At 34.7% G+C, this 13844-nt stretch carries 9 protein-coding genes; 2 read left to right on the plus strand and 7 right to left on the minus strand.

Annotation, left to right across the window (positions count from 1 at the left end):
• Window position 1: 1 nt before the first annotated feature.
• The 5 genes from hisS to prmA form a co-directional block, all read right to left on the minus strand.
• Window positions 2-1288, minus strand: a complete 1287-nt coding sequence (gene hisS / locus FOD82_RS04905; RefSeq protein ID WP_144355363.1) for a histidine--tRNA ligase — start codon at window positions 1286-1288, stop codon at window positions 2-4.
• 281 nt (window positions 1289-1569) lie between these two features.
• Window positions 1570-2007, minus strand: a complete 438-nt coding sequence (gene dtd, locus FOD82_RS04910) for a D-aminoacyl-tRNA deacylase (RefSeq protein ID WP_144355364.1) — start codon at window positions 2005-2007, stop codon at window positions 1570-1572.
• Entirely contained in the window at window positions 2007-4244 is a 2238-nt protein-coding gene (locus tag FOD82_RS04915) for a bifunctional (p)ppGpp synthetase/guanosine-3',5'-bis(diphosphate) 3'-pyrophosphohydrolase (RefSeq protein WP_144355365.1), read from the minus strand. Before FOD82_RS04915 ends, dtd begins: the two co-directional genes overlap by 1 nt.
• A gap of 14 nt (window positions 4245-4258) precedes the next feature.
• Window positions 4259-4585 carry a hypothetical protein gene (locus tag FOD82_RS04920; RefSeq protein ID WP_144355366.1) on the minus strand — a complete coding sequence of 109 codons (327 nt, stop codon included), beginning with the start codon at window positions 4583-4585 and terminating at the stop codon, window positions 4259-4261.
• A 69-nt stretch (window positions 4586-4654) separates the two neighbouring features.
• Window positions 4655-5605 carry a 50S ribosomal protein L11 methyltransferase gene (prmA, locus tag FOD82_RS04925; protein ID WP_144355367.1) on the minus strand — a complete coding sequence of 317 codons (951 nt, stop codon included), beginning with the start codon at window positions 5603-5605 and terminating at the stop codon, window positions 4655-4657.
• Window positions 5606-5661: 56 nt separating this feature from the next.
• Here prmA and ybaK point away from each other — a divergent pair, with 56 nt between their 5' ends.
• A complete protein-coding gene (ybaK, locus tag FOD82_RS04930) occupies window positions 5662-6168 on the plus strand; it encodes a Cys-tRNA(Pro) deacylase (protein ID WP_144355368.1) in 507 nt (168 codons plus the stop codon).
• A 211-nt stretch (window positions 6169-6379) separates the two neighbouring features.
• Here the strand turns inward: ybaK and FOD82_RS04935 are convergent, their stop codons facing one another.
• Window positions 6380-7735 carry a threonine/serine exporter family protein gene (locus tag FOD82_RS04935; protein WP_144355369.1) on the minus strand — a complete coding sequence of 452 codons (1356 nt, stop codon included), beginning with the start codon at window positions 7733-7735 and terminating at the stop codon, window positions 6380-6382.
• Window positions 7736-7904: 169 nt separating this feature from the next.
• On the opposite strand from FOD82_RS04935, the gene FOD82_RS04940 reads away from it, so the two are divergent.
• The gene (locus tag FOD82_RS04940; protein ID WP_144355370.1) at window positions 7905-8849 is read left to right on the plus strand and encodes a sugar-binding domain-containing protein; all 945 of its coding nucleotides are present in this window, start codon (window positions 7905-7907) and stop codon (window positions 8847-8849) included.
• Between the two features lie 121 nt (window positions 8850-8970).
• Here FOD82_RS04940 and FOD82_RS04945 read toward each other — a convergent pair whose 3' ends face one another.
• On the minus strand, window positions 8971-13578 hold the full coding sequence (locus FOD82_RS04945; RefSeq protein WP_186277714.1) for a Rib/alpha-like domain-containing protein: 4608 nt from the start codon (window positions 13576-13578) through the stop codon (window positions 8971-8973).
• Window positions 13579-13844: the final 266 nt, after the last annotated feature.

A 13844-nucleotide genomic window follows, 5' to 3' on the forward strand; every position in this document is an offset into this window, starting at 1 on the left:
ATTAGTCCTCTAACTTTTTCATAATAGTTTGCATATCATTTAAGTCTTCTAAGCTTAAATCGATTGTTTTACCATCTGCTAAACGCTTAATATTTAAAACGCCATTTTCTAGTTCTTTAGCTCCCAAAGTAATTACATACTTGGCATGAACTCGATCAGCTTTTCTAAATTGGGCCTTTAACTTCTTTTGGTCAACGTCGTATTGAGCTTTAAATCCTTGCTTACGCAAACTTCTAGCAATCTCAACAGCCTTCATACCAGTTCCTTCACCAATATTAGTGATAAAGAAATCAATACCACTATCTTGGAAAAGACTTGGATTTTGCTGCTTCAAAACAAGCATCAAACGTTCTTCACCAATACCAAAACCAACAGCTGGAGTTTGTGGACCGTCAAATTCTTCTACTAAGTGATTATAACGTCCACCACCAAGAATAGTTGTTGCAGATTCCCATAAATTTTTATCTTCTACCATAAACTCAAATATAATTCCGGTATAGTAATCAAGACCGCGAACTAAATCATCATCTAAAACATAATTAATACCAAGTTGATCAAGCATTTCAGTAATGGTATTAAAATTATTTCTAGATTCTTCATCAAGATAATCAACAATTTTCGGAGCATCCGGCAAAAACTTTTTATCTTCTTCAGCTTTTGAATCTAAAATACGGAGCGGATTCTTTTCAAGACGGCGTTGAGAATCCTCAGATAATTCATCTTTTACTGGAGTAAAGTAATTTACTAAAGCATCATGATAGTCTTGTCTTACTTGAGCGTTCCCTAAGGAATTAATATGCAATTCATAGTTTTTAACTCCAAGTTCAGCCAGTAAATCATGTCCCATCATAATGGTTTCAACATCAGCAAACACACTATTTGAACCAAAACTTTCAACACCAATTTGGTGGAATTCACGTTGACGACCTGCTTGAGGGCGTTCATATCTAAAAGTATTATCAATATAGTAAACATTGAATGGCTTAACTACGTCTGGACCATAAAGCTTATTTTCAACATAAGCACGTACTACACCTGCTGTACCTTCTGGACGAAGAGCAATATGACGACCACCTTTGTCATTGAAATCATACATTTCTTTTTCAACAACATCAGAAGTTTCACCACTAGAACGAGAAAATACTTCATAATTTTCAAAACTTGGCGTACGGATTTCACGATAATTTGCACGCTTGAAAAAGTCTCTTGCAATTTGTTCTACTTTTTCCCATGAGCCTGAATCCCCTGGCAAAATGTCAACGGTTCCTTTAGGTTTTTGAACTCTCATTTAATCAATCCTTTTTTTAATTAACAAATAAAAAGCGCCCTTGAATTAAATCAAGGGCGCTTAAGATTAGCACGGTACCACCTTTTGCTTGCTACGATTAACGCTCGCGACACGAACTATTATCTGTTAAAGGGGTCACAGTTAGCTATTCATCTGCTCTTTCACCAAACAAGCAGTCTCTGAAAATGAATAATTGCTAATCTTCAATCTTTGTCATCGATAATTCTTTTTCTAGCTTATATTTTTAATAGAATAAAGTCAACCTATGAAAGCGCATTATTTTACAAATCTAGAACAATTGTAAATGGGCCATCATTTTCAAGACTAACTTGCATATCTGCACCAAAATGACCTGTTTCAACATGAAAGCCTTTATCTATCAACTCTTGGTTAAAATCTTCCCATAACTCTTTTGATTTTGGTGGGCGCATTGCATGAACAAAACTAGGTCGATTTCCTTTTTTAGTATCAGCTAAAAGCGTAAACTGACTTACACTAAGAATTTCACCATTAACATCTTTTAAAGACAAGTTAGTTTTACCCTCTTCATCTTCAAAAATTCGCATTTTAGCAATTTTATCAGCAGCTTTTTTAATTACTGGAAGTTCGTCACCCTCAGCAATTCCAACTAATAATAAAAATCCACGCTTAATTTTTCCGACAGTTTCACCATCGATATCAACTTGCGCCTTATTTACTCTTTGAATTACAACTCGCATTAATTATCTGACCTCTTTGTTTCATAAACATCAGGGATGTCACGTAGTTTACTCAAAATACCATCGAGTTGCTGAGAATTTTTTACAGCAACTGTTACATACATATGAGCAATATTTTCTTCATTAACTTTTCCAGAAATATTATTAATATTGCTAGTCAAGGAGTTAAGCTTATTAATCACTTCACTTAATAAATTAGAACGATTATAACCAAAAATTTCTAGATTTGCATTAAATGATTGATTATTTTCTTCAACATTTTCCCACTCAACATCAATTAAACGACCTTGTTCTTCAGCTTCTTTAGTAATATTGCGACAATCTTGTCTATGAATTGTAACACCACGTCCCTTAGTTACATAACCGATAATTTTATCACCTGGAACGGGATTACAACATTTAGCCAAATGAAGCATCAAGTCACTTACACCCTGAATCATAACTCCATCACGGTGTTTAACTTTCATTGCAGAAGAACTTTTTGATTGCTTAATAGTATCATTAGCAGCTTGTTGACCTGAATTAAGAATTTTTTCTTCTAATTTTTTCTGCTTTTCTTCTTCATCTTTACGACGCAAATCAATTGTTAATTGGTTAAATACGCTTATAACCGATTGATCTCCAAAACCAATTGTTGCAAATAATTCATCAGCATTATGATAATTAAAGTGTTCGACCAATTTTTCAATATGGTCTTTATCCATGTATTCTTTTGAGGATAAATTATGTTCTTTAAGCATTTCTGCTAATTCTTGTTGGCCTCGGTGAATACTTTCTTCACGATCTTGTTCTTTAAAATAGCGCTTAACTTTATTGCGAGCTCGACTTGTCTTAACAATATCTACCCAATCCCGACTTGGTGCTGCATTAGTTTGTGTCATAATCTCAATGACATCACCATTTTTAAGCTTATAGTCAAGTGGAACTAATTTATTATTAACCTTAGCACCAACTGCATGAGTACCAACTTGAGTATGAATTGCATAAGCAAAATCTAAAGTTACTGACCCCTTTGGCAACTCATAAACTTCTCCACGTGGGGTAAACACATAAACTCTATCTGAAAAAATGTCGCTTTTGACACTTTTCATAAATTCGCCAGCGTCTTTAGTCTCGTCTTTGAGTTCTAAAATTTCACGAACCATGTCAAGTTTTTCACCAGAAGTGGACTCTTTAACTCCTTCAAAGTTTCCGCGCTTATATGCCCAGTGAGCCGCCACACCGTATTCAGCAACTTCATGCATTTGTTCGGTTCTAATTTGAATTTCAAGAGGCTTGCCACCAGGGCCAATAATTGTAGTATGAAGTGATTGATAGCCATTAACTTTAGGAACTGCAATATAATCCTTGAATCGACCGGGCATTGGCTTCCATTCAGTATGAACCGCACCAAGAACTGCATAACAATCTCTAACTGTTTTAACAATTACTCTAACAGCCAACAAGTCATAAATTTCATCAAAGTCTTTATGCTTATTAACCATTTTTTTATAAATAGAATAAATATGCTTAGGACGACCGTAAATTTCATACTTAATTCCTAGACCATCCAATGTATTTTTCATAACAGAGATTGCATCAGAAATATAGCTCTCACGCTGACTACGTTTAACATCCATCAGACTAACGATTCTATAGTAAGCTTCAGGATTAAGATAATGAAAACTCATATCTTCAAGTTCCCATTTAATAGTTCCGATACCCAATCTATCTGCAAGTGGAGCATAAATATCCATGGTCTCAGAGGAAATACGTCGCTGTTTATCAGGACGAAGGTGTTGCAAAGTATGCATATTGTGCAACCGATCGGCTAATTTAACCATGATTACTCTAAGATCTTTAGCCATTGCAATCAGCATTTTACGATGGTTTTCCGCTAAAAATTCTTGATGAGACTTATATTGATATTTATTAAGCTTAGTAACACCATCGACAATGAAAGCGACATCTTCACCAAATTCCTTCTTAATGTCATCATTAGTTACAGGCGTATCTTCTACAGTATCATGCAAAAAACCAGCTGCAATCGTATCTGGATCAAGACCTAAATTAGCAAGTGTTCCTGCAACTTGAGTTGGATGGATAATATATGGTTGACCGGATGCACGCGTTTGTCCACTATGAGCATTATTTGCGTATTCATAGGCTTTTTCTACAAAAGCTAATTGCGACTCATCCATATACTTTCTGCAAGTATCAATCACCTGATCATGTGTCATTTCAATATACTTTGACATAAAACCATCCCTTCCTAACGGTACATCTGCTTACTCATATAACCAAATATTTCAAAAATTAAGTACACAAGTCCGAATAAAAGATTGTAGTTTGCAAACTTAAACAAAATTGCTACACAAAAAATAGATGGTAAAATCAATAGCCATAGTCGGCTCAGCTGATTTTGCTTGATAATTTTTCCTACATGGTAGCTGATTATTACATTAATAATCATAAATACTAATCCAACACGCCATACAATAGAAATTTTTAAAAAACTAAATAGGTATGGCAATATTGTACTTATCAAACTCCAGAAAACTACTGGAACCGTTTCGTATTTTGCACTTAATTTTTTCATTAAAACTTTCGACTCCCAATCTAAGTTTAATTTAATTTGTTATTATTGTACCACTATTTGCAGATTTGACTAGTCATCTGAATCTTTTCTTGTAATTGCTAATCCTACCCAGCGACCTTGGCGCATACTTAAATCAATTTTGAAGTCATTTTCATCTAGTGCTTTTTCTATTTTTGGTAATTGCAAATAATCAATTCCTGAAAAAATCACTTGTCCTTTTTCCTTTAAATGCGTATCCAATTGAGGAATCAATTCAAGTAAAATTTCCGCCAAAATATTAGCCACAATAATATCAAATTTACCCTTCACATCTTTTAACAAGCTTGTTTTCTGTAATTCAATATTATTTAAATCATTCAATGCAATATTTTCTTTAGCAGCAGTCATTGATTCATCAGAAATATCAGTCGCTAAAACATGCTTAGCACCAAGTTCTGCAGCTGCAATCGCTAAAATTCCGCTTCCTGTTCCAACATCTACTACATCTACTGGTCTAAGCATAGCTCTTTCAAGACCCATCATAGCGAGCTGAGTTGTTTTATGATTTCCTGTACCAAATGCAAGACCAGGATCAAGTTTGATAAGTTTTTGATCAGCAAATGTAGGTGTATAATTCTCCCATTCCGGAACAATCGCTAAATGACGAGAGAAATCAATTACATGATAATATTTCTGCCATGCTGTATTCCAGTCTTGATCAGCAACATAGGAAGTAGTAATTTTACCATCCCCGATATCTAATCCATAACTCTTTAATTCTTGTAGTTTGTCATTAAACTTTTTAACTAATTCATCCTTATCAGCTTCCTCATCAAAATATGCCATAAATTGAGTATCCTTTGGCAAATCTTCAATGTCATCCATTTCGACAACAGTGGAATCATGAAGATCACCTACTTGCTCAAAGTCACTTCTTTTTCTAGTTTCTGTGCCTAAAGCATTTAAATTATCTTGGCTAAAGATACTCAAAGCATCTTCTACTTCATGACTTGTTTCAATTTTTAAAACTAATAACTTCATTATTTACTTCCTTTTAGAAAATCAATTTCAATGTTATCATGTAAACGGTGATTAATATGTCAAAAAAGAAAAAGAAAAACAAACTTGAAAAAACTTTAGTTGAAAAAATCCTTGATCAACATAAAATCAAATACCGACAAGCGTCCTTTGCGACCCACGAAGATAAAGGTGGCGTGGCACAAATGAACACTTCCATTTTAAAGGAAAAGGAGCATTTGGTCTACAAAACCTTAGCTGTCGAAGGAAATAAAACCGGACCTTTAGTTGGTGTAGTCCCAGTAACAGAACATTTAAGCATGAAAAAACTAGCTAAAATTTCTGGTAATAAAAAATGCGAAATGATTCCTTTGAAAAAACTTGAAAAAACCACCGGTTATGTACATGGTGCGAATACTCCTATTGGAATTCATTTTACTCATCACTATCCTATTTATTTAGATAACAGTATGAAAACAGAAGAAGAAATCGGAGTTTCAAGTGGTAAAGTAGGTCGTAGTGTATTTCTTAATCCATTAGATTTGCAAAAAGTAACCGAAGCTACATTTGGCGATTTATTAGAATAAGTAATCGCTTTCATCTTCTTCTTTTTATGTTATAATGAATCTATACCACATATAGAGTTACAGAAGAAGATGATATAGATGAACATTATGTTAGGTTTTGTCGGCTTTGGAATCGCAATTATTGCAGTACTTGCTATCATGAGTACAGCATTTGTCAAATAACGAAGTTTTAACTATAAAAAAGAGAGCAATTGAATTGCTCTCTTTTTTCTTACCAATCAACGTGGCGCCATTTTTTATCAGTAATAATTCTTGCTGTTAAAAGTCCTAAAGGCAATGCTGCCACAATCATCAGTGCCTCTACAATCCAATAAGCACCGATATTGATATTTGTCATCCCAAAGTTAAACATTGCTTTATACATATATAGCCCTGGAACCATAATCACAATTGAAGGAACTGTCAAAGCAATTCTTGGAAATCCAACTTTATTTCTTACAATACTTGCTAAAAGACCAGCAAGAGTTGCTCCAATAAAGGCAGCTAAAGCTGCTGGAATATGATCAAAATCAACTAAACTAAGTCTTAGAGTATTGGCTATTGCCCCACTTATAGCTGCTGTTGCTGCCATTTCAGGGCGAGAATTGAACATAATTGAAAAGCCAAAAACACCACAAAAACTTGCAATAAACCGTAACACTGTTAAAACAATTGGATTAAGTTGTAGTTTGGGCATTGTACCTGGATGAATCTGTAAAATCATCGCTACTGCCCATCCAGTCATAGTAGCAATTAAAATAATTAAAGCAGCATAAGTCATTCGTTCTAGTCCTGACCTCATATCTAGTTTTGACATGTCTAATCCTGAAGTAATGAAAGGAAAACCAGGAATTACAAACAACATTGCTCCAATATAACCATAGATATGGTGATAATCTATATTTGTTAACTTTTGCAAAAGCATAAATATGGCAAAATATACTGCACAAGCAACTGCTACACCTGCTGCAATCTTTGCAACCAAAGTGATTTTATGTTTTCCCATTTCTCCTCGAACATAATTACCCACTCCGGCTCCAAAGAAAGCACAAATGACTTCGGGAAGACTTCCACCTAATAAAAAAATAAACCCAGCACACGCAAGCCCGGAAGCAAGTCCAGTAATCCAAGTTGGATATGAAGTAGTAAAACCTTCAATTTCTTCTAAACGTGTATTAATTTGCCCTAAAGTCCAATGACCGTGTCCTTTTTCAAATTGGCGTACAAACTTCTCCATTGCATTTAGTTTAGTCATATTAACACCAGTTGAAGGAATGGATAAAGTTTGTGAATATGATTCATTATCTAATCCAAAACAAGTATATTCAATTGAGACTAAGCCAATATCAGCAGAACAAGTAATTCCTAAAGTTCTAGCAACAGTATCCATCGAATCTCGAACTCGCCATGCCCCCGTACCACAACTTAAAAGCATGATTCCAATTCTACCAACTAAGGATCCTTTTTCAACAATGGTTGCATTACGAGCAAGTGTATTATCATCACTTTTAAAAAAATCATCCCACTGAATTTTCATATGGTGATGACGTGACAAATGATGTGTATATCCATGTTCATCTTCAGTCATTTTATATTTCCTCTTCTAACATAAATTTTCACCAACTTTAATATTCTACCACAAATTCAATTTTTGCATTTTTTAAAAATAAGTCTATTTATTAAAATAATTTAAATAATTAAGTATATAATAATAGGTGAAGTGAATTCTATTAATATTAAGGAAGGTAAGGTATACAATGACACAACTTACAGACGACATTCTAGCAGGGATTGCCCACGATTATTATTTAAGTAAATTAAATATTGCTGATATTTCACAAAAATACAATCTTTCACGCTATTTAGTATCCAAAGCTCTAGATGATGCACAAAAACACGGCATTGTACAAATTAGTATTCAGCAACAAACAAAACGAGATTCAGAACTTGAACGTAAATTTCAAAACAAATTTCATCTTAAAGAAGTATTTATTTTAAAAGATCAAGATACTACTAATCAAGATAATGAAGCTATCGTAAAATTCGCTGCACAACAAATTCAAAATTACGCTAAAAGTGCTCACAATATTGGAATGAGCTGGGGAACTTTAATGATGGATATTATTAGATTTTTTAAAGAAGAAGAGCGAAAAGATTTAAATTTTATTCAACTTTCTGGGCAAACATTCAATTCTAGTCCTCGAAAAAAGCAACTAACTCAAGAAGCTGCCACAAAATTTAATGCAAAAGCTTATACTTTACCTGCTCCTTTATATGTAAAAAATCCACAATTAATTAAAGATATTCAACAAGAGCCTTTTTATCAAAATTTGATTAATTACTATCAAAATCTTGACTTAACTTTTGCTGGACTAGGAACGTTTCAATCAATTCAAGTAAATCAATTTTTTATGAAAAATTATGCTCCTATTTTATTTAAGGATATTGACGTGGATAAAATAGCTGGATTAGTTTTTGGTCATGCTTATGACATAGAAGGTAACTTTTTTACTCAACTTGACAATAATATTTGTTCAATTTCAATAAAAGATTTACAAAATACTCCTAATCGCTTTGTAATTGTGAAGAATCGTTTTAAAACAAACGCTTTATTAGGAGCTCTTAGAAGTGAGATTTTTACTCACTTAGTTACAAGCGAAGGAATTGCGGAACGAGTTTGGCAAAAAGCCAACGAAAATTAACTTAATTATTTTTTGGGAACAAAAAAGCCAGTTCATATCGAACTGACTTTTTTAGGTTTATTGACTAGAAAGTTATTGAATTAATTTTCTTTTATTATTCAAGAAAGATGTTATTCAACAATTACTTGTCTTCTTTACGCTTGCGATCTGCAGCAAGACCTAACATAGTACCAGCAGCAGCTACAGCTAAGCCAACGGAAGCAGCAACACTTGCATCTTTAGAACCTGTTTGTGGTAAAGTCTTAGCACTAGTCTTATTGCCTGAAACAGCAGTTGCAACTAATTGACCATTCTTACCAATTTCATAAGTGTAAGTCTTACCACCCATAGTCTTAGTAATCTTAACGATTTCACCGTTAGGACCAACTGTTACTTGATAGCCATGACTTCTAAGCCATGCAATAGTTTGTGGGGTGTTACCCTTAAGCCAACCAGGAAGTATAGTTGACTTTGGAGAGTTATTATAGTTATAACGAGCTTCTGCTCTTGGAGAGTTGTTATAGTTGTAACCAACTTCACTAACTTTAGCATGCGTCTTGCCTGACATTGTAGCAGATGACTTCTTTTCTACAGATGGTTCTTCGTGCTTTTCAGTCTTTTCAGTCTTTTCACTTTCGTGCTTCTTTTCATCACGAGTGTAAGTTACTGTAGCAGTCATGTCATCTGAATCAGCAGTTACTTCTACTTCATCAACATTTCCGTCAACGTTTGCAGTGTAACCATCAATTTCTGGAACATCAACACTATCAAATGTCTTTTCAGCTGGAGTCCAGTTACCATATGAAACTACTTCACCAGTAGCAACATTAATAGTCTTGTTTCTAGTAAAGTTTGCAGTTTGAGTAACTGTTTGAGTCTTTTCACCAGGCTTCTTAATAGTAATAACTCTAGTTACAGTCTTAAACAAGTCTTTTTGAGCTGGGTCATTAATATCAGTAGGTTCAATTACTTTAGTTTGAGGAGTAGTATTATTAGTATCTGTTGGGGTAGTTGGAGTCTCTGGCTCTGGGTTTACTGGTTGATCAGGATTTACAGGCTTGTCTGGGTTTACAGGCTTGTTTTCATCCTTAACAATAACAGTAGTTGAAACTTCATCCTTTGAACCATCTGGGTAAGTTACAATAATAGTTGCTGGTTGAGTACCAACCTTTGAAGTATCTGGAGCTTCTTTCCAAGTATATTCAGTACCCTTTGGCATATCTGAAGTATTCTTGATACCATCAATTGCCTTGGCAACAGCACCCTTATCAACAGTTACTGGTTGAGCAACAGGTTCATACTTTTCAGCATCAGTCTTTTCAGCTGGCTTAGTAGAATCAGTTACAATAACCTTAATTGAAACGTCATTTCTTGACTTATCTGGATAAGTTACAATAACGATTGCTGGTTGAGTACCAACCTTTGAAGTATCTGGAGCTTCTTTCCAAGTATATTCAGTACCCTTTGGCATATCTGCAGTGTTCTTGATACCATCAATTGCCTTTACAGGTTCACCCTTCTTTACATGAATGTCTTGACCAACTGGAACATATTGTTCAGCATCTGACTTCTTATCAGTAGTACCCGTTACAAATACGTTAACTGGAACATCCTTAGTTGACTTGTCTGGGAAGGTTACAACAACTGTAGCAATTTGAGAACCTATAATTGAAGTATCTGGAGCTTTTTTCCAAGTATATTCAGTACCCTTTGGCATATCTGCAGTGTTCTTGATACCATCAATTGCCTTTGCAGGTTGATATTGCTTTACATAGATATTTTGACCAACTGGAGTATATTCTTCAGCTAAGCTTCTTACGATAACTTTAACTGCAACTACGCTGCTTGACTTATCATCATAAGTTACAACAACCTTACCATCAAAAGTACCTGGCTTAGCAGTACTTGGAGTAGCATCTTTATCCCAAGAATAAGTTGGGTTGCCACCTAATTCTGACTTATTCGTAATAGCATTAGCAGCATCTTCTGGTGTCAAAGTAGCATTTTCATTAACAGTGATAGTACCACCCTTTGGGGTATACTTATCAGCATCTTTAATCAAATCACTACCCAAGGCAATCTTAGAACCACCCCACCAGTTGAAGTAGTTGTTAAAGTCATAAGGTGTCGACATGCCAGAATTACCATTAACTGATGCAACTTGAGGTGCAAAGGTTACACTAGCATCAGCTTCACCAAATGAAATACCTTTTGAAGATGAAGATGGAGCCCATGAGGTTCTACCATTTTTATTGTTAAAGTTAGCAGACCAGTTACCCCACTTGTTTACAGAGTTAAGGCTGGTAATGTCCCAGTGATAGTGGTTAGCAGTAGATACATTACCATTAGTATACTTAACGCCTGCTATTGAATCATATTCAAGTGGAATTGGAGTACCATTATTTGAAGTAATAGAAATTTCATTCTTACCACCTTCAAGACGGAAGAACATACCCTTTTGATAACCAGTTCTTTCCATCTTGAATAATTGTGGGTTAGTAATTTGTACATAGTTGTTTGAAGCAAGGGCATACATTGCAATCATACCAACTGGGAATACGTTTTGTACATTACCTAAGTAATCAGCATATGCAAGTGGAGTACCTGAAGTGCTGTCCATTTGCAAAGCATCTTCAAGATCTAATGTACCATTGTTCATCGTCAAGTACATGTTGAATGGGTTACCACCATTAGAACCATAAACAATTAATGGACTGTTAGCTTGCTTAGAAGTACCATCAACTTTACGGATAATAGTTAAGTTAGATCCACCTTCAATATCAATAGTAGCGTGAGTATTGTTAGTTACAAAGTCTGACTTATCTGGTGTACTTACTTGTGGATTCCAACCAACAACAATAGGACCTGAGTGGTCACCAGCACCATCGGCTTGAATACCATTATTTGCATTACCATTGTTATCTTGGTAAGTAGTGATGTTAATGCTTGCCTTTGGCTTCAAAATAATGTTATCAGCTCTGAATACAGCGTTTGAAACACCGTGACCCATGTTAAATGTAGCTTTAGCACCTTCCTTTAAACCTAAAGTATGGTTATCAGCACTAAAGAAGATACCACGGGTATCACGTGAACCAGTTGAGTTAATAGTGTAACTACCCTTTGAACCAATAATTACATCCGCCATATTGTTAGGATTACCTTGAACAGCAATACCTGCAATTACACCACTTGAACCTTGAGGAGCAGATTCATTAATAGTTAAATCACCATCAATATTTGCACCATAGTTGTAAAGGTTAATTGATGCTCTACCATGTGGGAAGTCGTAACTATTAAAGCCACCTTGATCAGTTGGAGTTGGAAGGTTCATTGCTTGAACATCAGTGTTAATTACAACCTTAGCACCTTCTTGAATATCAAGTGTACCTCTAGTGAACAAGTTAGTAATATATTCGTTTTTAGCATTTGAACCAGATAATTCAGCATCTGCTCCAGTCTTAAATACTACATTACGACCAGCTCTAATGTTAGTAACTGGGTTGGTAAGGCTACCATCAGTACCCTTAGCAGTTAACTTAACATTCTTACCACTAACAATGACATCACCACTTGCATAAATGTTACCTTGTTGGTAAGGGGTTGAAGTAGTATTTAAAGTAACATTATTGCCAACATTTACGTTATTAGCAGTAATGTTAGGGTCAGTTGAATTACCTACAGGTGAGGAAGTAGTATTACTAATATTTACATTAGCTTTAGGTGCGTAAAGTAATACACCGTTACCACCATTAGTTACATTTTCAAAGTTTACAGTACCAGTAACATTATCACCAAAGCTAATTGGGCTGTAACCTTCTTGATTACTTGAAGCAATGTTAATGTCTTTATAAGTAATGTCCCATTGTTGATTATTATTTTCAGTGCCTTGACCTAACCAAATATAGTTACTGCCAGCATCCCAGCTTGCATTCTTACCGCTACCGTTATCACCTGAAATAGTAACTTGACGAGCGGTTCCATTATTTAAGTTGAAATAGTTGCTGTTATTACTTATAATATCATCATCAAGAACAATATTAGTAACTTGAGTGTTATTCAAAGCAGCTTGTAAATCATTTTCAGTCTTAACGTGAGTAGCTTGAACTTCCGAAGATGATTTAGCAGCAGTTTGAGTAGCAGGCTTTTGTGCTAATGATTGTGATTGTTGAGCAACTTTATCTTTTTGAGTTAAAGCAGCTGCTTTTTGTGTTGGTTGTTGAGTAACTGCTTTCTCAGATTGTGAAATTGCTTTTTGTGTTGGTTGTTTAGCAGCTTGGTTAGTATTTGCAGCTTGTTGCGTAGTGGTTACTGCTTTTTGTGTTGGTTGTTTAGCAGCTTGGTTAGTATTTGCAGCTTGTTGCGTAGTGGTTACTGCTTTTTGTGTTGGTTGTTTAGCAGCTTGGTTAGTATTTGCAGCTTGTTGCGTAGTGGTTACTGCTTTTTGTGTTGGTTGTTTAGCAGCTTGGTTAGTATTTGCAGCCTTTTGTGTTGGTTGCCCTGTAACGACAACTTTGTTGCCATCTACTTTAACGTCAGCTTTAGAATCAGTCTTAGCTGTATTATTTTCGGTTTGTGCTACTTGGGATTTACTTAAAGTATCAGCATGAACTGATTGTCCTTCCATCCCAAAGAAAGTTAATCCAATTAATACAGATGCAGCTCCGATAGTAAACTTACGGATTGAGAAGCGTTGCTTTTGAGGCTCCATTTTTTCAATCTTTTGTTTCATAGCGTTTTTCTTCAAAAACATAAAAACATACCTCCTAATTAATAAAGCCATATATAGAATGCTTGTTTGGAAGCCTTGATATATCTAGTGTTCTCTCATCGAACACTTATACAGTAACACGATTTGGAAGCGATTTAAAATAAAACAACTCATTAATTCCAATTTATTTCAAGATTATTTGTAAATATAAATAATATAAAACTATATTATAATAATATTAAACTCTTCTAACTGTGCAACAGTCACAACAAATAAAAATATATTGTCATAGTTTTTAAGACGATACT

The organism is Lactobacillus sp. LL6, assembly GCF_007570935.1.
Lineage (GTDB): Bacteria > Bacillota > Bacilli > Lactobacillales > Lactobacillaceae > Lactobacillus.

Bases quoted from the DNA above. Each gene is read 5' to 3' on its own strand.
- hisS (WP_144355363.1), bottom strand. From the start codon at position 1,288: ATGAGAGTTCAAAAACCTAAAGGAACCGTTGACATTTTGCCAGGGGAT.
- dtd (WP_144355364.1), bottom strand. From the start codon at position 2,007: ATGCGAGTTGTAATTCAAAGAGTAAATAAGGCGCAAGTTGATATCGAT.
- FOD82_RS04915 (WP_144355365.1), bottom strand. From the start codon at position 4,244: ATGTCAAAGTATATTGAAATGACACATGATCAGGTGATTGATACTTGC.
- FOD82_RS04920 (WP_144355366.1), bottom strand. From the start codon at position 4,585: ATGAAAAAATTAAGTGCAAAATACGAAACGGTTCCAGTAGTTTTCTGG.
- prmA (WP_144355367.1), bottom strand. From the start codon at position 5,605: ATGAAGTTATTAGTTTTAAAAATTGAAACAAGTCATGAAGTAGAAGAT.
- ybaK (WP_144355368.1), top strand. From the start codon at position 5,662: ATGTCAAAAAAGAAAAAGAAAAACAAACTTGAAAAAACTTTAGTTGAA.
- FOD82_RS04935 (WP_144355369.1), bottom strand. From the start codon at position 7,735: ATGACTGAAGATGAACATGGATATACACATCATTTGTCACGTCATCAC.
- FOD82_RS04940 (WP_144355370.1), top strand. From the start codon at position 7,905: ATGACACAACTTACAGACGACATTCTAGCAGGGATTGCCCACGATTAT.
- FOD82_RS04945 (WP_186277714.1), bottom strand. From the start codon at position 13,578: ATGTTTTTGAAGAAAAACGCTATGAAACAAAAGATTGAAAAAATGGAG.